We start from the raw sequence: 22606 nt of genomic DNA, 5'->3' as shown, positions 1-22606 counted from the left end.
AGGAGAGCTACTGCCGAGGCTGGTTAGCAACCCAAATCAGCCCGTTCTCTCTAACGGTGACTCCATCCTGCGTACGCTGGAAACGAAATCGCTAAAGCGCTCGCCTTGAATCAATACATGGTCGCTCAGTGCTTGCTGGGCCGCCACAGAGTCACCCCGCTCAATAGCCTCGACGATGGTTTGGTGCTCGCTAAGGGAATTATTGACCCGCTGGCGCACTTGGAGCTGCAGGCGCCGGTAAGGCTTTAAACGTTGTTTAAGTTGGCGCGCTTCGCTGGCCAAAAAAGTGTTGTGGCTAGCGGTGTAGATACAGTCGTGAAAGCCTTCGTTTTCGTAGTAATACTCGTCGCTGTCGCCGGCCAGGGCCGCTGCTTCGCAGCGCTGATGCGCTTCGCGTAACGCGGCCAGCTCTGATTCGGTAATCCGGCGCGCCGCCAAGCGGCCACACATGCCTTCAAGCTCCGCCATCACCTCAAACATCTCGATCAGTTGATCAATCCCCACTTTCGCAACGAAGGTGCCCTTCTTCGGGGAAACGGTGACCAAGCCGCTGGCGACCAACTGTTGAAAGGCTTCGCGCACAGGCGTTCGCGAAACCTGAAACTCGCGCCCCAAGGCCTCTGGATCCAGGCGCTCTCCCGGTAAACGGCGGCCATTGATGATGTCATCCTCAAGAGAATCTCTTAATCGCTGAGCATTGGATCGCTTGGTGCCGGTCATCTTTTACCTCCTTGGATCGCGGCTCGTCTTAGCCGTTTTAATGCTGTCATACAGTTGACATTAGCATACATAGCGCCTATTGATATATATATCAGCTCGACTGATAGATACATATAGCCCATCCAAACACACAACAACAACTGTTGGAGACGCCTCATGCAACGCTATTTGATCTCAACTGCTGCCGCTCTCGGTCTCGCCATTGCCGCTTCCCACGCCTCTGCCGATACCGTGCTACGCGCGTCGCATCAATTCCCCGGGGGGCAGGGAGATGTTCGCGACGAAATGGTGCAAATGATGGCCCGCAAAGTAGCCGATGCGGATGTAGGGCTGACCATAGAAGTTTATCCGGGCCAATCGCTGTTCAAAGCGCGTGAACAGTGGGGCGCTATCGCTCGTGGTCGCCTCGATATCACCTCTCTACCGCTGGACTACGCCAGTGGTCGGCATCCGGAATTTTCAGCTACGCTGATGCCGGGCTTAGTGCGTAATCAGGCCCATGCCCAACGTCTGAATGACTCTGAATATATGGACATGATTAAAGAAGTCATTCGCGAAGGCGGCGCTCGAGTACTTGCAGATGCCTGGTTATCCGGTGGCTTTGCATCTAGCGAACAGTGCGTCACCTCCCCGGATACCGTCGAGGGCCAAAATTTCCGTGCTGCAGGACCTGCGTTTGAACAAATGCTTGAGGCCGCTGGCGCCTCCATTGCCTCCATGCCCTCTTCCGAGGTGTATACCGCCATGCAAACAGGTGTGCTGGATGCCGCCAATACCTCGTCGATGTCGTTTATCTCTTTCCGGCTTTATGAACAGGTTGAATGCTTGACCGAGCCGGGTGACTTCGCGCTCTGGTACATGTACGAACCCATTCTTATTTCTGAGCAGGTATGGCAAGAGCTTAACGAGGAACAGCAAGCAGCGCTGATAGAAGCCGGTGAAGCCGCAGAAGCCTTCTTTGCTGAAGAGGCCGCCGCCATTGATCAAGAAATGGTCGATCTTTACGAGGAGAACGGCGTTGAGGTGGTCAGCATGAGCGAAGACGACTACAACGCCTGGCTCGATATCGCCAAGGAAACCTCCTACAAAAACTTTGCCGACAATGTTCCCAATGGCCAGGCCATTATCGATGCAGCGCTGGCCGTCGAGTAAGCAACCTATAAACGCCTAACGGCTCGGCTGCCCTTCGGGGTGGCCGTTTTCAACTGATGCTTGCTTAGCTTGGCGAAATAACCAGCTTGACGAGGGAAATATGGCACCTGCAACGACTCACAATGCCCTGACGCGTGGGGGCATCATCGGCGGCTACATTCGCGTCATGGATAAGCTTTCGCGGCTTTCCGCCTATTTAGCCTGCGCCATGTTTATCGCTGGCGTATTAGTGATTTGCCAGATGGTATTTATTCGTTACTTGCTTGGAATGAGCACCAGTTGGCAGACCGAATTCACCATCTTTTCAGTAACGGCAGCGATGTTGATGGGTAGCCCTTATGTACTGATGACCGGCGGGCACGTGGCTATCACTATTGTGCCCGATGCGCTGGGTGGTATTACCCGCACCATCATGCGTTTGATCGCTTCGCTGTTTGGATTAGGTTTCTGTGCCGCCCTGGCGTATGCCAGCTGGGTCTATGTTTTTGAGGCACTTCACGGTGAGTGGACGACGGGTTCCGTCTGGAATCCACCGCTGTGGCCCGCCCTGCTGCCCATGGCCGTCGGCGCTACCCTGCTGTCGCTGCAGTATGTGGCTGAAATTTTGCGTGGGGAGAACTAAGCATGGATCCCATTACCTTAGGCATTATTGTCGCCATCGCGCTGATTGCGCTGATGGCCATTGGCACCCCTATCGCTTTCGCCCTGGGCGGTGTATCGCTGCTGGCGCTGATCTACGACCGCGGCCTTGCTGAGCTCACCTACTTCGGGGAAACCTTTTTTGACCGCATCGCCGAGTTTGGTTTTGTCGCCATTCCGATGTTTATTCTGATGGGCGCCGCGGTGGCCTCCTCCCCCACCGGGCGCGATCTGTATCGCTCGCTGGATCTATGGATGGGCAAGCTGCCCGGCGGCTTGGCGGTTTCCAATATCGGCGCCTGCTCTATCTTTGCTGCGCTCTCGGGATCGTCACCAGCCACCTGTGCGGCAATTGGTAAAATGGGCATTCCCGAAATGCGCATGCGCGGCTACCCGGATGGCGTGGCGGCGGGCTGTATTGCCGCGGGTGGCACCCTGGGCATCCTGATTCCGCCGTCGGTCACCATGATTATCTACGGCATCTCCACCGAGACCTCTATTGGTCGACTGTTTATTGCCGGGGTGGTGCCAGGCTTTATGCTTGCAGGCCTGTTTATGATCTGGACGATGATCGCCTGCAAGATGGCCGGTGGCTATAACAACCCGATGGCGGAGTCCGTCGAACGGCTAAAGCAGAACGTTAAGCAGAATGTTGATACCAACCTGAAAGCGCTAGTGCGTGTTCTGCCTTTCCTGGGCGTGGTCGCGGGTATCCTGTTTGCCTTGTACGGTGGGGTGGCAACACCGTCAGAGGCGGCGGGTGTGGGTGCATTTCTGTGTTTGGCGCTGGCTATTTTGATCTACCGCATGTGGCAGTTGGGCCCGATAAAACTGATTATGCGCGACTCGCTGCGCGAAAGCGTGATGATCATGCTGGTGATCGCCACCGCCGAAGTGTTCGCCTATGCGCTCTCCTCGATGTTTATCACCCAAACCGTCGCCGCCGCGATTGCTGATCTGGAGATCAACCGCTGGGCGCTGATGGGGGTGATTAACCTCTTTCTGCTGGTGGCGGGTTTCTTCCTGCCCCCCGTGGCCGTGATCGTGATGACCGCGCCCATTCTGTTACCTATCATCCTGGCGGCTAATTTCGACCCCTACTGGTTTGCGGTGATTTTAACCATCAACCTGGAGATAGGTCTGATCACACCGCCAGTGGGTCTCAATTTGTTCATTATTAAAGGTATCGCACCGGATATTTCGCTGCGCGACATTCTGATGGGAAGCTTGCCCTACGCGCTATGTATGGTGCTGGGTATCTTGCTGCTGTGTCTCTTCCCAGGCATCGCGCTTTGGCTACCTAACTTGATCATGGGTTAAGGAGTTCGACCATGAACATGCTGTTTTTGCAAGAGCTGTTCAACAACATCACTCAGCGCGATGCACTGTTGCGGCGCCGCCATCCCGAGACTTTAACGCCCGACCATGGGCAGTTGGTTAACGCCTGCCACAAGCTGTTGGAAAGCGATGGCGAAGCCTCCAGCATCGCGCTGGCAAGCCGCGCCTTGGCGATTTATCAGCGCCTTTCGGCAGCTGAAAAAAGCAGCTTTTTTGCCCGCCTAATGGCTGACTTTGCGGCTGAACCTGGCCCCATTGACGCGGCCTACCTGGCATATCAAGAGGTTCGCGACAACCAATCGCTACAGCGCCTGTTTGAAGCCTGCGAGCCCCGGCGCCAAGAGCTTTTTCGGCGTTTAAACCTGGCCAGCGACGGCACCTATGAGCTGGTTAAAATGCGTGAAGACCTGCTGGGGCTACTACGCGAACAGCCGGAATTAGCGCCTATCGACGACGATTTCGCCCATCTGTTCGGCTCCTGGTTCAACCGCGGCTTTTTGATGCTCAAGCGCATTGACTGGAACACTCCCGCTTCGATTCTAGAGAAGATCATCCGCTACGAAGCGGTACACGAAATACAGGATTGGGATGATCTGCGCCGGCGCCTGGATGCCCGCGATCGCCGCTGTTTCGCCTTCTTCCACCCCGCCATTGGCGACGAGCCGCTGATCTTTGTGGAAGTGGCCCTCCACAAGGGCTTGCCAAGCCGTATACAGCCCATCTTATCGGGGGAAAGTTCTGGAGAGGGTTCTGGAGAGAGTCGTCATACTAAAAAAGCCATCGATGAGCCCGAGGATGCCGATACTGCGGCGTTCTTTGGTATCAGCAACTGCCAGACCGGCCTGCGCGGCATCTCCTTCGGTAATTTTTTGATCAAGCAGGTGGTGCAAGAGCTCTCCCAGGAGCTGCCGCAGCTTAAATACTTCGTCACCCTCTCGCCGGTACCTGGCTTCGCCCAGTGGCTGCAGGAGCAGCGTGAGGATGAGCAGCTTCCCTCGTCGCTGCGTAAATCACTCAAAGGGCTTGAAACCCCAGGATGGCATCAGGACAAAGCGCTTGAAGAGCAGCTTAAAGCCGCGATTCGCCCACTGGCCGCCCGTTACTTGGTCGAAGAGAAGAACCGCCACGGCCTGCCGCTCAACCCGGTGGCCCGCTTTCACCTCGGCAACGGCGCTGAACTCCACCGTATTAATTGGTTGGGCGATATCTCCGAGAAGGGCTTTAAACAAGCCGCTGGACTGATGGTTAACTATCTGTATGTGCTGGACGATATCGAGCGCAATCACGAAAACTATACCGCCAAGGCGACCGTTGCTTGCTCGAATGAGGTGCGCGACCTCGCCAAACGCGCTCGCAAGCTGGCCAAAGGAGAGACCACCAAATGAGCCACAACCTATTTGAAACCTTTGCTGCCAAAATGCGCGAGCGCGCAGAGGCCGATTTTATTACTACCCGCGATGGCCGCCGCTATCGCTACACCGATGCGCTGACCATCAGTGCGCAGCTTGCCGGCGCACTAACCGAGCTAGGCGTTAAGCAAGGCGACCGCGTTGCCGTGCAGGTGGATAAAAGTCCTGAGGCGATACTGCTTTACCTGGCCTGCCTGCGCATCGGCGGCGTCTATTTGCCCCTCAATACGGGCTATACCGGCGATGAGATTCGCTACTTTTTAAATGACGCCGAGCCCGCGCTGTTCGTTTGTCGCCCCAAGATAGAAGAGCAAGCACTGTCGCTTGCTGCTGAAACCGGCTGTCCCGCGGTGGTCACCCTGGGCAGCGCCGCCGATGGTAGCCTGATGGAAACCGCCCAAGCGGCAGTACCAAGAGAAGACATCGTGGCACTTGGCGAACGCGACCTGGCCGCGATTCTCTATACCTCAGGCACCACTGGGCGCTCCAAAGGCGCCATGCTAACGCACAAAAACCTCGCCTCTAACGCCAAGACCCTGGCCAGAGCGTGGCACTTCAGCGCTGATGACCGGCTGATTCATGCGCTGCCGATCTTCCACACCCACGGCTTATTCGTCGCCTGCAACGTCACTTTGATGGCGGGCGCCAGCATGCTCTTCCTGCCTAAGTTCGATGCCGATGTCATTTTTGAAGAGTTGCCCCGTGGCACTGTGATGATGGGCGTTCCTACCTTCTATACGCGCTTGGTTCAGGACGAACGACTGACCCCAGAAGCTACCGCCAACATGCGGCTGTTCGTTTCCGGCTCCGCTCCGCTCACCGCAGAGACCCACGAGGCATTTGAAGCCAAAACGGGGCATGCGATTCTTGAGCGCTACGGCATGACTGAAACCAATATGAACCTCTCCAACCCCTATGACGGTGCCCGCCGAGCAGGCACTGTGGGCATGCCACTACCCGGTGTGGAGATGCGCATTACCAACCGAGAAACTGGCGCGGAGGTGCCGTTTGGTGAGATTGGCATGCTGCAGATTCGCGGCCCGAATGTCTTTATCGGCTACTGGCGAATGCCCGAAAAGACCCGCGAAGAGCTGTTAGACGACGGCTTTTTCATTACCGGCGATCTCGCCATGGTCGACGAGCAGGGCTATGTGCATATTGTTGGTCGTGACAAGGATCTGGTGATTTCCGGCGGCTACAACGTTTACCCCAAAGAGGTGGAGCAGGTGATCGACGAGCTTGATCAAGTCGCCGAATCCGCAGTGATCGGTCTACCGCACCCTGACTTTGGCGAGGGCGTTACCGCAGTGGTGGTTCGCCAGCAAGGCGCTGATCTTGGAGAAAACCAGCTTGAAGAGGAGAAAGTAATCACCCATTTAGATGGGCGACTAGCTAAGTATAAGCAGCCCAAGCGGGTCTTCTTTGTCGATGAACTGCCGCGCAATACGATGGGCAAAGTACAGAAAAATGAACTGCGCAAGCGGTTCAACGACACCTACCAAACCCCTTAGTCGCCATTCCTAAGCGTTACCCACCCCTAAATGTTTGCCCCAACTCTTTCACCTGACACGATAAGGGAAAGAGGCGGGGCGTTTTTTTGCGAAAAGGAACCATTTTCTCTACTAAATGTTAAGGTAAGGTCACTTAACAAACGATGGAGCAGATTGCCTTGACTACGCCTACCGTTACCAACGGCATCACCGCCACCGAGCTATATAAGTTAGTCAGTCAGCCAGCGCACAACAGCGCTGGAGATGCGCCCCTTGAGTGGCCTGAGGGCACTATCAGCCTGGATGAGACGAATCAGACCCTGATCTGGGAGCTTAACGATTACGGCAACTTGCCGATTACCCTGTCGCACAGCGAAAATGAGTGGGTCGCCATGGCACCTATCGTTGCCGTGGAGAGCGTTAAAAACACCGCTGAGCTCAACGAAGTACTGCTGCGCCAAGGCATTGCGTTACCGCTGGCCTCCGTGGGGATTGTCGAGATCGACGGTCACGACTTTTATGTGGCTTACGGACAGCTGTTTGGCGACTCAAAGCTTGAATCGATTTGTGCCGAGCTACACGCCACAGCCAGCGCGGCCATGGACGTCGCCGAACTGATTCAAACGCACTTTGCCTAAGCCTAACAGGGGTTATCGAAAACAGAGTTAATCGGTCATCGCCACTGACATGCACACTGAAACAGTGGCGCTTTATTTAAAGATATTCTTAAAGAAGAGACACTTATATGTTAAGCAAAATTATGACTGCCCTGCGTGGCAAAGCGAATGAAACCGGTCAAGCCGTGGTGGATTCCCAAGCACTGCGCATTTTAGACCAGGAAATCCGCGACTCGGAAAATCACCTGAGCCAATCTAAAACCGAACTCACCCGCCTGATGGGCCAGCGCCAGCTAAACAGCAATAAAGCTGACGCCCTGGAAAGCAAAATCGCCGAACTGGAAAAAAGCGCTGAGGCCGCGCTGGATAAAGGTGAAGAAGCGCTAGCCGTGGAAGTGGCTGAACGCATGGTGGCGCTGCAGGATGACCTGGAAGCGGAGCGCGCTATTGTCAGCGAGTACGACGCCAGCATCGAAAAACTACGCGGCGCGATTCGCGGCACCGACAATCAGCTTCGCCAACTCAAGCAGCAGGTGAGCGTCGTTAAGGCGACTGAGTCAGCACAAAAAGCCCAATCTGCCGTTGCGGCTCGCCACTCAGGCCAGAACAGCGCCATGAGCAGCGCCATGGAGTCACTGGAGCGCATCAAAGAGCGCCAGCAGCTTAATTCAGCGCAAATGCAAGCCGCTGACGACATGGCCGCAGAAGAGAGCGGCAGCTCGCTGGAAGCCCGCCTGAAAGCAGCCGGGGTGGGTGGCCAGAATCGCAAAGCAGACGACGTGTTAGCGCGCCTGAAAGCGAAGAAAAACGCCGCACAGGAATAAGCGTTAAGAGCAAATCAGCGTTTAAATTTATTAGGGAGCCAGGCCATGTTTAACACCCTCAAGGCACTTTTTCGCGCTACGACGGAGAAGCCACCCGAGCCTAACGAAGGCCGCCCGGTGGCCGCTGGCCTGCCTATGAGTATCAGCCAGGAAGACCTTGAGGGCCTACGCCTGGATGGGCGCGTCAATATTAAGCTGATCGGCCTGCGCGCCCACCCCGATGCACTGTTTCGCTGGAACGACGATGCCTACCATCATATAGCTGCCGTGGGGCACGTCGATCTTGGTCAAGGAGCGCACTTGGTGCGCTTCTATCTGGATAACGACACCTGGCTGCAGGCCAATATTGAGAACGGTCAGGTGCTTGAATATAAGCTGTTCGACTTTTACCGTGTTGCCCATCTCTCGGATGCCGAATTTGATAATTTGATAAACGGTGAAGATAAACAGCCCGACAGCATCGGCGCCCAAACCATCGCGCTCACCTCAACCACTGAGGAGGCGCGCAGTTGCACCTATCAGCGAGTGTGGGGGAATGGTGACAGCCTGTGGTCGCCGCCGGTGGTTTTCGAAGAGCAGGTAATGACCACCGAGAGCGTGTCGGCGCGCCATGTGACCCACCATGCCATGCTCTATGAGCGTACCATCGAAGGCGCTGAGCGTATGGAGTACTTACTGCTGAGCGCAGAAAGCGATGGCGAAGGCAGCTTTATGGTGGTGCACAACGTGGGGGTAGATGTGGCCTCCGTCGATATCGACGCTGTTTGACCCGCAAGTCTATTTTTAAGCTACTGAAAAGGAAGCAACCACCATGGTGAATTACCTCTACGGCCTGCCATCATTTATCGCCTATCTAGTCACGGCGATTATCCTGCTCGCCGCCTTTATGTACTGCTACAGCCGGATTACCCCGCACCACGAGTGGACGCTGATTCGCGAAGGTAATGCGGCCGCTGCTTCTGCCTATGGCGGCTCCATTTTAGGCTTCACCATTCCGCTGTACAGCGCGATGGCAAACTCCATTAGCTTCATCGATTTTGTGCTCTGGGGCATTGTCGCCTTTATCGTTCAGCTGGCCACCTTCTTTGGCGTTAAGTTGTTTCTGCGCAAGCAGGGCGAAAGCCTGTCTCAGCACATTACCGAAGGCCACCAGGCCTACGGCATTTTAATGGCCAGCGTGGCCGTGGCAGTCGGCTTACTCAACGCCGCTTCGATGACTTGGTAACGACGTGGTAAAGGAGAGCCTGCATGTCAAAACACGATAGTACCCCTCATTTGCCGCGCCGCAAGCGCAGCGGGCGCTTGTCACTGGCAATGATGGGCGCCAGCGCCTTTGGTCTTACCGCCTGTGGCCAACCGCCCCAGGAAGAGCAAATCACCGATATAGAGTTCGACCAGCCGCGCAGCTTTCAAAGCGTTGAGGATTGTGTTGCAGAGAATGTCTATACCCGTAGCGCCTGTGAAGATGCTTACGAAGCCTCATTAAAAGAGGTGCCGCGCTATAGCACCCTAGAGGAGTGCGAAGCGGAGAATGGTGAAGGCGCTTGTACCGCTCCGACCGAAGAGCAGTCTCAAGCGGCTACGGGTAACACCGGCGGCAGCTGGTTCATGCCTGCCATGATGGGTTATATGGTCGGCAGCATGATGTCCAACACCAATCGTGGACGCTCCTTCGAGCGGGTGTATCAGGAGCCGGTGTACCGCAATCGCCAGAACCAGGGCAACTGGAACACGGCCTCTAGCCAGGCGACTCAGCGCGTCACTCAGCGTAACGATGCCATGCGTAGCTCAGTGGCTCAGAACCGCCAAGCCGCGTCTCAGCGCCGAGGCTTTGGCTCACGCTCTTCTGCCCGCGGCGGCTGGGGCTCATAACCCCCAGGCAAACATTACTATGCTGCGAATCGATATCCCTGAAAGGAAAGAGTGGAAAGCCCTGGCCCACGAGCTGGGCTTTCATTTTCATACCATCGACGGGGAGCCTTACTGGAAAGAGGATGCCTACTACCAGTTCAGCCTAGAGCAGGTAGAGCGAGATATCGAAGCGCCTACCGAGGAAGTGCATGAAATGTGCATGGAGCTGGTGGACAAGGTTTGCCACTCCAATGCGCTTATGCAGCGTCTGGCTTTGCCTGAACACATGTGGGACAGCATCCACAACTCCTGGAAGTCGGGTCAGCCGCACCTCTACGGGCGGATGGATTTTGCCTATTCAGGCGATGGTCCGGCGAAACTGCTGGAACTCAACTACGACACCCCTACCTCACTCTACGAAGCAGGCTTCTTTCAGTGGGTGTGGCTTGAGCAAGCTATCCAACAAGGCATCCTGCCGCGCCATGCGGATCAATACAACTCGATTCAAGAGCGCTTGATCAATGCTATGGCGCACCTTGGCGATCGCATTGAAGCGCGTACGCTCTACTTCTCCTGTATCAAAGATAATGCCGAAGAGCGCGCCACCGTGCATTATTTACAAGACGTGGCGGTGCAGGCAGGCCTCAATGCGCCCTTTATCTTCACCGAAGATATTGGTCTACGCCCAGGGACGGAACACTTTGTTGACCTTGATGACCAGCCTATCCACGCCCTGTTCAAACTCTACCCCTGGGAAGAGATGGCCGACGATGCGTTTGGCGAATATATCCCGCAGCTAAACACCCACTGGTTTGAGCCGCCCTGGAAAGCCATTCTCTCCAACAAGGGGATTCTGCCCCTTTTATGGGAGCACTTTAAGGGCCACCCCAATCTGTTACCGGCGTTTTTTGAGGATGCCAATAGCCCACCACTGCCTGCGGGCTGGGTGCGTAAACCGTTCTTCTCCCGGGAAGGCAGCAATGTGGAGCTAATCACTCCAACTGGCCAGCGGGAGGCCGTGGACGGCCCCTATACCGACAGCCCATGGATTCGGCAGGCTTACCACCCGATGCCGCGCTTTGGTAATAACCACGCCTTAATTGGCAGTTGGGTAGTGGGCGACCGTGCCTGCGGCATGGGCATTCGTGAAGACGTTGGTCGCATCACCAAAGACTCCTCCTGCTTTGTGCCCCACGCGATCGTGTAAGCGCAAGTACCAAAATACACTTATTACAGGCTAGCCAGTCCTCACAAAAAAAGCTGAAATCGTTGCCACTACCCTAAGTAGAATGGTAAGTATCACTCTACTTCTAACCCTGAGCGCTATTGAGCAGCGCCGTTAGGGCCACCGTTTACTTTGGAGCAACGGCGAACATGATGGCGCGCTGGAAATCCCCACCTTTACGGCTTCGTCTATTTCTCTCTTTTGGGACAGTCTTAGCATTCGCGATGCTTTTGGCGCTCTATCTTCAAGCACGTTCACACAGCCAAGCGCGGCTGGATAACCTGCTTAATCAAGAGCTACCGGCACAGGTCAAAGGGCTGGCAGCGCATATAAACCTCAGCCTTAGCCAGGATCTTGCCATTTCCGAAAGCTTGGCCAATAGCTACTTTATTGAGCAGTGGGTTCGCGAAGGCCTACCGGAAGAGCGACAAAACGACATTGCGGCGTATCTAGCGCGTCTTATGGAGCAGTTAGACACCGAGCTGCTGTTTATCGCCGCTCAACACCAGGGTCGGGGCTACTATTTCCAACTGCGCAACGGTGAATTTCTGCAGCGCATTATCCAGCCCCCCGGCAGCGAAGATGACTGGTACTACCACTTTACTGACAGCGACAACGCTTACGAGCTAAATTTAGATAGCGACACCTTCTCACCCGACGATGCCTTTGTGTACGTCAATTATCGCAGCACGGTAAATGCCGCCAACGGTCGACCGCTGGTCGTGGCCGGTGCGGGGCTTGATCTCTCCCAAATGGCCAGTTTGATTGATGACTTTCGCTTAGGCGGTAGCGGACACGCCTCGCTGCTCAGCGCCGAGGGTGAGCTGCTTGTTCGCAGCGGCGAAGCCAATCGTAGTGATGAATCAGCTCCTACTGTCGCAACAGCCACCGAGGCCTTACCAGAGCAAGCGTCGCAGCGTTTGCTGCAAAACGAGCAGCTACAGGTGCATGAAGCGACCCGTGACGGTCAAGAAGTGTTGGTCAGCACGATCTGGCTCCCCGAGCTGCAGCGCTACCTAATGGTGGAAGTCGATAAAAAGGCGTACCTGGCGTCCACCCACGAGCGCTTCCTGGAGTCCAGCGGTATAGGGCTGCTCATTCTGCTCGTTGGGCTGCTGGTACTCTACCCGCTGACTGGCAGCCTCATCCGCCCGCTGATTGATTTCCAGCGCCAGTTGAAAGACATCACCTACAGCCTGGATCTTTCGCGGCGGGTCAGCACCGATGACAAAGCCGAACTTGGCGACTTAGCCAACCAAACCAACGAGCTCCTTGAGCGCCTCTCCCGCGCTATTGCGGCAGTGGCCAAAAACGCTCAGGCACTAACGCAAGTCGCTGACCGGCTGGCGAAAACCGCCGGGCTTTCCGGTGTGCACGGTAGCGATATCGATCATGAAGCAAGCCAAACCATGGCCGCAGCGGTCGAGGAAATGGCCTCTTCGGTAGCGGAAATAACTTCCACCATGGAAGAACTCTCTACCTCATCAACCCAAATTGCCGATCACTCTCAGTCGGTGGTCGACGTTGCCAATCAGACGCTGGAGCGCAGCCGGAAAGGCAGTTCGGCCATGCAGCTGCTACAGTCAAAAATGCAGGATATCCGTAGCGACAGCGAACAGAGCCTGACAGAGATCATGACGCTGGGGGCGAAATCCAAACAGATCAACAAGGTTATGGAGCTGATCAACACCCTGGCCGCTCAGACCAAGCTGATCGCTTTTAATGCCGCCTTGGAAGCTTCAAGCGCAGGGGAATCGGGCCGCCGCTTTTCGGTTGTCGCCAGTGAGATACGCCGCTTGGCTGACAGCGTGACCGACTCAACCCAAGAGATTGAAGCGCATACCGATGATATTCAGACGGCGATTAATCGCTTGGTGGTGGCCTCTGAAAAAGGTGCCTCCTCAATCGAGCAGGGCGTTGAGGCAAGCATGAGTACCGCCCAGGATCTGGAGGCGCTGCTCAAGGCGGCGAGTCAAACCAGCAGCGCGGCCCAGCAGATATCGCTCTCCACACAGCAGCAAAAAACCGCCAGCAGCCAGGTGGTGATGGCGCTACGCGATATCGATACGGCCAGTTCTCGCAACGCACACTCAGTGCGCAGTATTACCGATATTAGCCAGGACATGATCCATATGTCGGCTGAGCTTAACGCGCTGGTGCAGGAGTTCACCCTAACAAATAAAAATCGCTGATAAGGATACCGGATGAGTGTAATTCGGGTAGTCATTGCCGACGACAGCCAAGTAGCCCGCGACGTGCTACGCGATATCCTCAGCCGGGACGATGATATTGAGATCGTGGGGGAAGCCACTAATGGTCGCGAAGCGGTGGAACTGGCCAAGCGCCTTGCGCCGCAGCTGATCACCATGGATCTCAACATGCCGGTGATGGACGGCTTGTCCGCGATCGAAGAGATCATGTACAGCAAAGGAGTGCCCATTCTGGTAGTCAGCGACCGCTCCGATGCGCAAACGGCTTATCAAGCCCTTGAGGTAGGCGCGTTGGAGGTCATGCCTAAACCCACTCTGGAAGGAGCCGATGCCGAACGCTTGCTGGAGCGTGTACGCCTGCTTTCCGGCGTGGCGGTCATCACTCGTCTACGTCGACGCGGCTTAGCACCCACCCCCTCTCCTCCAATAGCGACATTTGCTGTAACACCACGGGGGGTGCCGCGTAACTTCCAGCACGTGGTCGCGATCGCCTGCTCAACCGGTGGCCCGCAAGCCTTAGTGCGGGTGCTGCGGAGGCTACCCAGCGGGTTTCCAGCCCCCATTGTGATCGCCCAGCACATCAGTCATGGATTTATTGATGGCATGGCGCAATGGCTGGCATCCCTTTGCACTATGCCGGTTAGCGTGGGTCAAGAGGGCGAACGGCTACGCCCTGGGCATATTTACCTATCACCTTCCGAGCGTGATTTATGCGTATCCTCCCGCCACCGCTTCCAGCTTCAACCCAGTCCTGAATGCTCCCTGTACCACCCCAGTTGCGATGTGCTGCTGCAAAGTGTCGCGGCGGTCTACGGCAGCGATGCGATTGGTATTATTTTGACCGGCATGGGCCGCGATGGAGTGAATGGCATGCGGGCGATACATCGCGCAGGCGGAACCACTTTCGCGCAAGATGAAGCTAGCTCGGTGATTTATGGCATGAATCAGGAAGCCGTCAAAGCAGGCGTCATACAGTATGAATTACCGCTCGATAGCCTTCCGGATCGACTGCTACGCGATGTCCATGGCTGCATGGATAGCCGACCGGAGCCTCTGGCATGAGTGCGTTTGCTCCCTTCAAAGCTCTGGTGCATCAACGCTGCGGTTTACACCTAGATGGCTTGGCCGAAGCCCGGCTATTCCGAGCAGTAGCCAGCTTACAGGCCTCCACGGGGCTAACCGACATCACTCAGCTCCTCAAGCAATTAAGCTGTGACACGGCGCTATTCGATCAATTTGTCAGCCAGTTAACGGTCAACGAAACCTATTTTTTTCGCGAACCTGACGCCCTGGACTGGCTGGTCAACACCTATTTACCGCAACGCCTAACAACAGAGCAGCCGCCGCTCTCTATCTTCAGCGCGGGCTGCTCTTCCGGTGAAGAGCCCTATAGCGTAGCGATGATGCTATTTGAGTGCTTTGGCGAGCGGGCCAAAGCACTGTTTACTATTACCGGCGGCGACCTGGATCACCAAGTCCTCGCCAAGGCACGCCAGGCAGTTTATGGCGGCATGGCGTTTCGCGCCCTCTCCCCCGCCTTCAAAAAGCGTTACTTCAGCCCCCACAAGGGGCGTTACAAGCTTCACGAACCGCTGCGCCAATGGGTAACCTTTCGGCCGTTTAACCTGTTAAACGCCAACGAAGACAGCCCCGTCGGCCCCTTTGATGTAATTCTGTTTCGCAATGTCTCGATCTACTTTGACCAGCAGACGCGGCGCCATATCCATCAGCAACTTAGCCAGTTGCTGGCCCCCAATGGCATTTTACTCTGCGGCGTCACCGAAACCCTGGGTAACGATCTCGGCGTGTTTGAATTGACCGAAGCTCAGGGCGTATTTTACTTTCGCCATGTAGAGCAACCCGCGATAGTGCCAGAGACGCCCCTTCAGCCCTCATTACTTGCGATGGACAACATGGCTGAAGACAGTATTACTGAAGACAGTCTTAGCGTTGCTGAGAGCGCAAATAAACAGCTAGCGTTAGACAACTGCACTGACGTGGCACCCCAGGCGCCACGTCAGCATGCAACGGAAAAAGAGCCAACGGACAGCATTAGCCACCAACTGCACACCGCCCATCGGTTGCTCAACCAAAATGCGTTTGACGACGCCGCTACGCTGCTTGAGGCGCTACTTGAGCAACAGCCGTGGTCGATCGATGCGCTGGTGCTGGCCGGGTTGGTCGCCCGCTGGCAGCAGCGGCCCCAGCTCGCCTACGAGCATTTTAAGCGGGCCATTTACGCTGCCCCGGAGTGTTGGCCGGCCCATTTCTATTTAGCTGAACTTTATCGCCAAGGTGAACTGGCCGACAAGCCATTACAGCGCAAGCAGCGCTATGCTGCGGTGGTTCGTTTGCTGACCACCGCGCCCACCTCTGATGGAGGGCTAGACACCATCACCCCACCACTACCGCCAGGCGATGCGCGCTTTCTAGCCGAACGTTATTTAGACGCGGTGAACCTAACACTGGCATCAACCAGTACCACCCAGGGAGTGGGTTAATTATGGCGCTGGATATTCGCCGCTTTATACAACGCTTTGTGGAAGAGGCAGCCGACCACCTGCCCCGCTTGCGAGAAGGAATTAGCGCACTGGAGCAGGGCCATGCTGATCGCGAACAGATCAACGACCTGTTCCGCGCAGCGCATACGCTGAAAGGCTCGTCGCGAATGCTTAAACTGGTGCCAATTACGGCGTTGGCACATAGCACTGAAGAGCTGCTCAGCGCTCTGCGCGACGGCACCCTAACCGCAACGCCAACGGTGACCAGCCTGCTCAGCCAGGCGGTTGACGGTCTTGCTGACTTAGTCAGTCGACTCGCCGAAGGAGCGACAGGTGACGACCTACCCGCGGCTGATGAGGCGCTATGTAGCGCCCTGGAAGCGGCTGCCCTCGGTCAGGCCCCACCCCCGCCCATTACTCCCGCTGAGGCGGCGCCATCCTCTGTGCCTGCGCTACCGTCCTCCTCAACACCGCCTTCCTCCGCTGCGCTGGTGGCGGAGAGCGAACTGCGGCTCAGCGATACTGTGCGGGTTCGCTTGGATCGACTGGACGATGTTATTCGTTTGATGGGCGAAGTGCTTTCCGGCCATCATCATTTACATACCCTGGTTGACCAAGCCCGTGAGCTAAGCATCACACCTCCTGCCGAACAGCAGGGGCCTTTTCACGCCTTTCACCGTGAGCTGAAAGATAGCGTGTTAAGCCACGATTCGCTGATGAGCGACCTACACGACCGCGCACTGCAAATGCGCATGCTGCCGCTAAGCGTGGTGTTTGATCCACTCGCGCATATGTCCCGGGAATTGGCCCAGTCACTCGGCAAACAGGTCGACTGCCGGGTGCGAGGCAGCGAAATCGAACTTGATCGCCAGATGATTGATCGCCTGTCGGATCCGCTTATTCACCTGCTGCGCAATGCCTTGGATCACGGCTTAGAGCTGCCTGCCGAGCGCCAGGTAGCGGGTAAACCTCCCCGTGGGCAGTTGATTATCGAAGCCTGGCAGGATGCTGGCTGGGTGGTGGTAGAGATGCGTGACGACGGCGCGGGTATTTCGCTTGAAGCGGTACGTCAAAAAGCGCTCGCCAAGCAGTTGGTGAGCGAAGAGCAGCTCCATGCACTGAGCGTACAGGAAACGCTAGAGCTTATATTCCTGCCGGGCTTCTCTACCAAGAGCATGATTACCGACTTTTCTGGCCGCGGTGTGGGCATGGATGTAGTCAAGCGCACCGTGGTGGATGAGCTTAACGGCGACCTGCAGCTTGCCAGCGAACGCGGTAGCGGCACCCGCTTTACTCTGCGCCTGCCACTCTCGTTGGCGATGATGCGGGTACTGCTGGTCAGCGTCGGCGGCGTCAACCTAGGGGTAACGGCGCCTTACGTATCAGAGTTGGTAGAGTGCTCATCACAATCATTTATTGATGCTGCGGGTCAGCGCACGCTGATTTTACGCAATGAATTTGTGCCGGTGGTATCGCTAGCCCAACTGCTTGAGCTACCAGAGACGGCGTCCGGTACTGATACTACCCTACTGCTGGTCGTCCACCAGCGGCACCAGAAGCTTGCTCTGATTATTGACTCCCTGATTGATGAACGCGATATGATCATCAAGCCACTGCCCGTACATCTGCGTTATTTACCGCTGGTCTCGGGCATGGTTTCCATGGGACGCAATGCGCTGGTAAGCCTACTCCACGTACCCGCTTTACTGGAAGTCACCCGACACAGTGCCCAACGTGCTAACGAAGAGCGTGCATCCTCCGCTCTCGCGAAACGCATTTTGGTGGTCGACGACTCACTGAATACCCGCGAAATAGAGAAAGATGTACTCGAAGCGTGGGGCTACCACGTTACTCTGGCCGAAAATGGTCGCGACGGATTAGCCAAAGCACTGGCAGAGCCGTTTGATGCCGTACTTACCGACGTTGAGATGCCGGTAATGGATGGCTTTGCGCTGACTGCCCGACTGCGCGAAAATGAGGTTTATCGTTATCGGCCAATTATTATTATCACCTCGCGGGAAAAGGAGGCTGATCGGCGACGCGGTATTGAAGTCGGTGCTGACGCTTATATCGTCAAAGGTAGCTTTGACCAAAACAATTTAGTTGAGACACTCCAGGCCCTACTGGGTTAATCACGAGTGATACTGACACGACTGTTAATGACATAGCCATCAAAGACACAACTACCATGAGGTCATGGAATGCCTATCCTGGTCGTAGACGACGATCCGCTTGCCGGGGAAATGACGGCGGCACTGCTTGAGCATCAGGGTCATGAGACGCTGCTGGCCATTGACGCGATGGAAGCCGTCGAGCAGCTAGATAATCGCAGCGATATCAAGCTGATTGTCAGCGATATGCATATGCCCCTCATCAGTGGGGTAGCACTGCTGGCGATGCTGCGCGAGCAGGCTAATCACCTACCGTTTATTTTACTCACCGGAGACACGCCGGACACAACGCTTCAGCAAACACCAGGCCTGCATGCCTGTTTGCGTAAAGATGCCGAGCTGGCATCCAACCTAGAGGCCGCAGTAAAACAGGCGCTTGATGAGTAACCATCGCTAGAGGGAATGGATCACTGATGGAATGGATCGCCGCTTTCGTTCACTTACGTAGGTAGTTTGATGTCTAAGCCCGCCCCTTCGCTGCACGATAAGCTGAACCAGCTGCGTGAGCGTTTTATTGAGCAGCTTCCGTCCCGCTTAGCGCAAACCGCCGAGCTGTGGCAGCAGAGTCGCACGACGAGCGAAGAACAGGCGCGGCTCGCGCCAGAGCTGCACCGTTTCTTTCATAGTTTGAAAGGAACCGGGAGGTCGCTGGGGTTTGAGCGGCTTGCCCTGCTGGCGGATCAGGCGCAGGAGGCGCTCACTACCTCCCCCGCCCGCGCCGATATCGATACGTTTATCAGTCAATTGCTTCTCCAGATGGGTCACGAGCAGCAGCACCTGCGCTCCCACCACGGTCAACAGCAAGCGCTGGCGGCCGTAAACAGCTTCGAGCTTTCCAGCCAGGTTGAGCCACTGCGCAATAAGCGCCAGCGGTTAATTTATCTGTGCGACGATGAACCCGAGCAGGTCGATCAATTAATCCATCACCTACGCTGCTTTGGTCACGAAGTCGTTCAGTTTATCGATACAGACACATTTTTTAACGCCGTGCTCACTCGTCGCCCTGACGCAGTCATCATGGATGTGCAGTTCCCCCAAGGGCAGACGGCAGGCACTGAAACCCTGACCAGCTTAAACAAACTGACAGGCCAACCGCTTCCTGCCATCGTTTTGTCGGCCCACAGCGACTTTCATTCGCGCCTGAGTGCCGTTCGTGCAGGCTGCGGCGGCTACTTTACCAAACCGGTAAAACCGCTGGATCTGATGCTGGCAGTGGATGAACTGACCGCTCCGGCGGCAGAAGAGCCACTCAAGGTGCTAGTGGTGGATGATGAGCCCGAAGCAGCCGCTTACCACGCTCTGTTGCTTGAAGAGAGCGGAATGCTGACTCATCAGGTTCACCATCCCGCCGATGCGCTCACGGTAATGGAGCGCTTTAGCCCCGATTTACTGTTGGTCGATGTGTATATGCCGGTGTGTTCTGGGGAAGAGCTGGCATCGATTATTCGCCAGCAGCCGGAACACCTGGGTCTACCGATTATCTATCTCTCCAGTGAAACCGACAGCCAAAAGCAGATATCCGCTATGTCTGCGGGGGTTGAAGCCTTTCTCACCAAACCCGTTCAGCCCGAAGAGCTGGTCTCTGCCGTGCAACTGCGCGCCGAACGCCTGCGTCTGCTGCGCTCATTAATGACCCGCGACAGCATGACCGGGCTGTATAACCACAGCACCACCACTGAACTGATCAATAAAAACCTCGCTCAGGCGCACCGTGATAATAGCCAGCACGCCATGGCGATGATCGACATTGATCACTTCAAGCATGTCAACGACACCCACGGTCATTTGGCGGGTGACCAGGTAATTATCACCCTGGCAAGACTATTAAAGAGTCGCCTGCGTCTCTCCGATATTATCGGCCGCTACGGCGGAGAAGAGTTTGTTGTGCTGTTAAAGGGCATTAATGCCGAGAAAGCCGCCACATTAATCGATAGCCTGCGCGAGGATTTTGCACTGGTCGATTTTCACGCCGGTGAGGTTCGCTTTCGCTGCACCTTCAGTGCAGGCATTAGCAGCTTCCCCGCACAACCTTCTACCGAGCCGCTGCGTTTAAGCGCCGACCAAGCGCTCTATCGCGCCAAACACCAAGGTCGCAATCAGGTAGTGATATCGCCGGAGCTGGCCGATGACCGCTGAATTTCCCCGCAACGGCGAGGCAAATGACCAGCCGCCCGCTACCCAAACCCTTGACGAGGCATTAGCAGCACACGGCGATGCTGAGGCGGTGGTAGATATTGATGAGCCTACCCAACAGCTAGTGCTCTTCCGGCTCAACGGCCAGCCTTTTGCACTACCCGGCAGCGCGGTGAGTGAAATTCTATCCAGCGACCAACCCGTCTATTACGTGCCGGGACTGCCTTTCTCTACCGAAGGTGTGCTGCACCTGCGGGGCACTATCGAGTCCGTCATTAGCCTGCATCAACTACTCGGTTTACCTGCACCGGAAGGTAGCAGTAAGGGGATGATTCTGTTAGTGAGCGCGGCAGGGATTACTAGCGGTGTGCGTATTGAACAGCTTGATGATGTGTGCGAGGTCACTCAAAGTATGCTGCAAGCGCCGCCAGAGACGCTTTCCGGCACGTTGCGCCCTTATGTCAGCGCGCTATGGCAGATAGATGAGCAAGAAGCGCTTGCCCTGCTTGACCCAGAGGCGCTCTTCGACGCCTACCAGCAGGGGCTTGGTTAAAGTGCCCTTGCATCGCGGCCATCATGAACAGGCCCAGGTTGCCTTGGTGCTGTTTTGCGTAGGGCCTTACCGTACCGCCTTGGAAGCGCGCCATGTGCTGGCCATGACCGATCATCCCATGGCACCGCGCACTGCCAATGCTCAAACGCTGCTCTATGAAGGTGGAGACCATGACTCCCCACCTAACCGCTGGCTCACCCTGCGCGACGCTCAAGCAGCCAGCGACAACAACAGCACTTGGCAACTGGGCGTGAGCGGTGACATAACGCTTCAGCAACTGCCGGCCAACACGCTCTACCCGCTGCCTAAACTGCTGCTTTCCCGCCGATTTTCCACGGCGCTATGCGGGTTAACCTTCGTCCAGCAACAGCTAGTACTGCTACTGGATGCCCGCAAGCTTAATCCTTAGCTTTCTCAGCCCCTGCTCTTAGCCAGCCAACCACAAACAGCTAATGGCATCGCCCTCGGCTATGTCGCTATTGGCCGGAATCACTGCAAAAGCATCGGCGTTAATACAGGATGAAAGCACCCCGGAATTCTGATCCTCAAAGGCCGTCGCCGTCACCCCGCTTGGCGTGAACTCAAGCGTTACACGCATATAGTGTTCACGTGGGCCGGTGGAGGTAGCAAACCCCGCTTTCGCGGTCACCGCTGGCAGCGATGTTAGCGCTGGACAACCAAGCATTGCGCCCAGTAAGGGACGTAAAAACAGCCAAGCACCCACAAACCCCGAGACCGGATTGCCTGGCAAACCGACAAACCGCGCCTGGCTGCCGTCATCGCGAGGCAAACGACCCAGTGCTAGCGGCTTACCGGGGCGGATCGCCAGCTTCCACATATCGAGCTGGCCAATCGCTTCCAGCGCAGCTTTGACATGATCCTCTTCGCCGACGCTGACGCCGCCAGTGGTGACCACCAGGTCTGCCTCAGCAGCGGCGGCCGTTAACAGTGCCACGGTGCGGGCATAGTCATCCGGCACACTAACGGTACTCACCACCTCGGCGCCAAAGTTCTCTAACAGGCGCCTAAGCATCGGCCGGTTGGAGTTGTAGAGTTGACCTGGCTTTAGCGGCGTTCCCGGATCAATAATCTCATCGCCCGTCGAAAGCAGCGCCACACGGGGGCGCCGGCGCACGCTGACCTGAGTAATACCCTGACCTGCCAAGTGGCCAAGGGCCGCTGCTTCGAGCCGCTCACCAGCATCTAATAGTATGCTGCCCTGGCGCACGTCACGCCCTTGGCGGCGGACATTATCACCTGCGGGAATGTCCGCAGGCATCAGCGCACGATCACCGTCAACTTGTACGCGCTCCTGCATCACCACGCAGTCGGCACCGGGAGGAATCTCACCGCCGGTAAAAATACGTGCGCAGCTTCCAGGTGCAAGCGCTTTCGCCTGCGTGCCGGCAGCAATGCGTTGGCTCACCGGCAGCCACTGCCCCGCATCGGCAGCGCGCAAAACGTATCCGTCCATTGCGCTGTTATCGAACGGCGGCACATCCAGCTGTGCGGTGACGGCTTCGGCCAACACACGCCCGGCAGCGGCTTCCAGCGGAACACTCTCTACGTCTATTACGTTGACGTCTGCCAGTAGCGCTTCAAGCGCGGCTGATATCGGCTGCAAGTCACTCATGCTGACCTCGGCCAGGGATGACCAGGTTGGCGAGCATGAACCGGGTATTATGAAGTGATGGCATAGTCGTCTCTAAAACAGAAAAATCGGGGTCGTTAACCTTAAAGAGTAGATTACCGATGTAGATAGAATGCCACGAT

General features: G+C 56.2%; 21 protein-coding genes. 19 read left to right on the top strand and 2 right to left on the bottom strand.

Features of this window, described 5'->3' with window-relative positions; all coding sequences use genetic code 11:
* Positions 1 to 36: 36 nt before the first annotated feature.
* Positions 37 to 720: a GntR family transcriptional regulator gene (locus E0L35_RS01085; protein WP_022521859.1), complete on the bottom strand. Its 684-nt coding sequence runs from the start codon at positions 718 to 720 to the stop codon at positions 37 to 39.
* Between the two features lie 156 nt (positions 721 to 876).
* Between E0L35_RS01085 and dctP the strand changes: the two genes are divergently transcribed.
* The 19 genes from dctP to E0L35_RS00990 all read left to right on the top strand — a co-directional run bounded on the left by dctP (position 877) and on the right by E0L35_RS00990 (position 21242).
* Entirely contained in the window at positions 877 to 1872 is a 996-nt protein-coding gene (dctP, locus tag E0L35_RS01080; protein WP_009285859.1) for a TRAP transporter substrate-binding protein DctP, read from the top strand.
* Between the two features lie 100 nt (positions 1873 to 1972).
* Positions 1973 to 2494, top strand: a complete 522-nt coding sequence (locus E0L35_RS01075) for a TRAP transporter small permease (RefSeq protein ID WP_022521857.1) — start codon at positions 1973 to 1975, stop codon at positions 2492 to 2494.
* Between the two features lie 2 nt (positions 2495 to 2496).
* Positions 2497 to 3831 carry a TRAP transporter large permease gene (locus E0L35_RS01070; RefSeq protein WP_009285860.1) on the top strand — a complete coding sequence of 445 codons (1335 nt, stop codon included), beginning with the start codon at positions 2497 to 2499 and terminating at the stop codon, positions 3829 to 3831.
* Between the two features lie 11 nt (positions 3832 to 3842).
* A complete protein-coding gene (locus E0L35_RS01065) occupies positions 3843 to 5234 on the top strand; it encodes a malonyl-CoA decarboxylase (protein WP_022521856.1) in 1392 nt (463 codons plus the stop codon).
* The gene (locus tag E0L35_RS01060; RefSeq protein ID WP_138799352.1) at positions 5231 to 6769 is read left to right on the top strand and encodes a malonyl-CoA synthase; all 1539 of its coding nucleotides are present in this window, start codon (positions 5231 to 5233) and stop codon (positions 6767 to 6769) included. Before E0L35_RS01065 ends, E0L35_RS01060 begins: the two co-directional genes overlap by 4 nt.
* 158 nt (positions 6770 to 6927) lie before the next feature.
* Positions 6928 to 7386, top strand: a complete 459-nt coding sequence (locus E0L35_RS01055) for a DUF2170 family protein (protein ID WP_249362064.1) — start codon at positions 6928 to 6930, stop codon at positions 7384 to 7386.
* A gap of 107 nt (positions 7387 to 7493) precedes the next feature.
* Positions 7494 to 8189 (top strand): PspA/IM30 family protein, encoded by a 696-nt coding sequence (locus E0L35_RS01050; RefSeq protein WP_009285863.1) that lies wholly within the window; start codon positions 7494 to 7496, stop codon positions 8187 to 8189.
* A 45-nt stretch (positions 8190 to 8234) separates the two neighbouring features.
* Positions 8235 to 8957 (top strand): DUF2491 family protein, encoded by a 723-nt coding sequence (locus tag E0L35_RS01045; RefSeq protein ID WP_022521853.1) that lies wholly within the window; start codon positions 8235 to 8237, stop codon positions 8955 to 8957.
* 43 nt (positions 8958 to 9000) lie between these two features.
* The gene (locus tag E0L35_RS01040; RefSeq protein WP_022521852.1) at positions 9001 to 9414 is read left to right on the top strand and encodes a DUF350 domain-containing protein; all 414 of its coding nucleotides are present in this window, start codon (positions 9001 to 9003) and stop codon (positions 9412 to 9414) included.
* 23 nt (positions 9415 to 9437) lie between these two features.
* Entirely contained in the window at positions 9438 to 10061 is a 624-nt protein-coding gene (locus E0L35_RS01035; protein ID WP_022521851.1) for a DUF1190 domain-containing protein, read from the top strand.
* A 19-nt stretch (positions 10062 to 10080) separates the two neighbouring features.
* On the top strand, positions 10081 to 11247 hold the full coding sequence (locus E0L35_RS01030) for a glutathionylspermidine synthase family protein (protein ID WP_022521850.1): 1167 nt from the start codon (positions 10081 to 10083) through the stop codon (positions 11245 to 11247).
* Positions 11248 to 11414: 167 nt separating this feature from the next.
* On the top strand, positions 11415 to 13457 hold the full coding sequence (locus tag E0L35_RS01025; RefSeq protein ID WP_138799350.1) for a methyl-accepting chemotaxis protein: 2043 nt from the start codon (positions 11415 to 11417) through the stop codon (positions 13455 to 13457).
* Positions 13458 to 13469: 12 nt separating this feature from the next.
* Positions 13470 to 14537, top strand: coding sequence for a chemotaxis-specific protein-glutamate methyltransferase CheB (gene cheB, locus E0L35_RS01020; protein WP_022521848.1), 1068 nt, complete (start codon positions 13470 to 13472; stop codon positions 14535 to 14537).
* A complete protein-coding gene (locus E0L35_RS01015) occupies positions 14534 to 15976 on the top strand; it encodes a protein-glutamate O-methyltransferase CheR (RefSeq protein WP_138799349.1) in 1443 nt (480 codons plus the stop codon). The genes cheB and E0L35_RS01015 overlap by 4 nt, the downstream gene beginning before the upstream one ends.
* A gap of 2 nt (positions 15977 to 15978) precedes the next feature.
* Positions 15979 to 18108 (top strand): response regulator, encoded by a 2130-nt coding sequence (locus tag E0L35_RS01010; RefSeq protein WP_022521846.1) that lies wholly within the window; start codon positions 15979 to 15981, stop codon positions 18106 to 18108.
* 69 nt (positions 18109 to 18177) lie between these two features.
* Entirely contained in the window at positions 18178 to 18534 is a 357-nt protein-coding gene (locus tag E0L35_RS01005; RefSeq protein ID WP_022521845.1) for a response regulator, read from the top strand.
* A 69-nt stretch (positions 18535 to 18603) separates the two neighbouring features.
* The gene (locus E0L35_RS01000) at positions 18604 to 20283 is read left to right on the top strand and encodes a diguanylate cyclase (protein ID WP_022521844.1); all 1680 of its coding nucleotides are present in this window, start codon (positions 18604 to 18606) and stop codon (positions 20281 to 20283) included.
* Complete coding sequence (locus tag E0L35_RS00995) at positions 20273 to 20833, top strand: chemotaxis protein CheW (RefSeq protein WP_138799348.1); 561 nt, start codon at positions 20273 to 20275, stop codon at positions 20831 to 20833. Before E0L35_RS01000 ends, E0L35_RS00995 begins: the two co-directional genes overlap by 11 nt.
* A 1-nt stretch (position 20834) precedes the next feature.
* The gene (locus E0L35_RS00990; RefSeq protein WP_022521842.1) at positions 20835 to 21242 is read left to right on the top strand and encodes a hypothetical protein; all 408 of its coding nucleotides are present in this window, start codon (positions 20835 to 20837) and stop codon (positions 21240 to 21242) included.
* Between the two features lie 18 nt (positions 21243 to 21260).
* Here E0L35_RS00990 and glp read toward each other — a convergent pair whose 3' ends face one another.
* Positions 21261 to 22466 (bottom strand): gephyrin-like molybdotransferase Glp, encoded by a 1206-nt coding sequence (glp, locus tag E0L35_RS00985; protein WP_138799347.1) that lies wholly within the window; start codon positions 22464 to 22466, stop codon positions 21261 to 21263.
* Positions 22467 to 22606: the final 140 nt, after the last annotated feature.

Origin of the sequence: Halomonas sp. ATBC28 (assembly GCF_005937175.1) — a bacterium.
GTDB classification, from domain to species: domain Bacteria; phylum Pseudomonadota; class Gammaproteobacteria; order Pseudomonadales; family Halomonadaceae; genus Vreelandella; species Vreelandella titanicae.
This window is presented reverse-complemented; position numbering and strand designations above follow the sequence as displayed.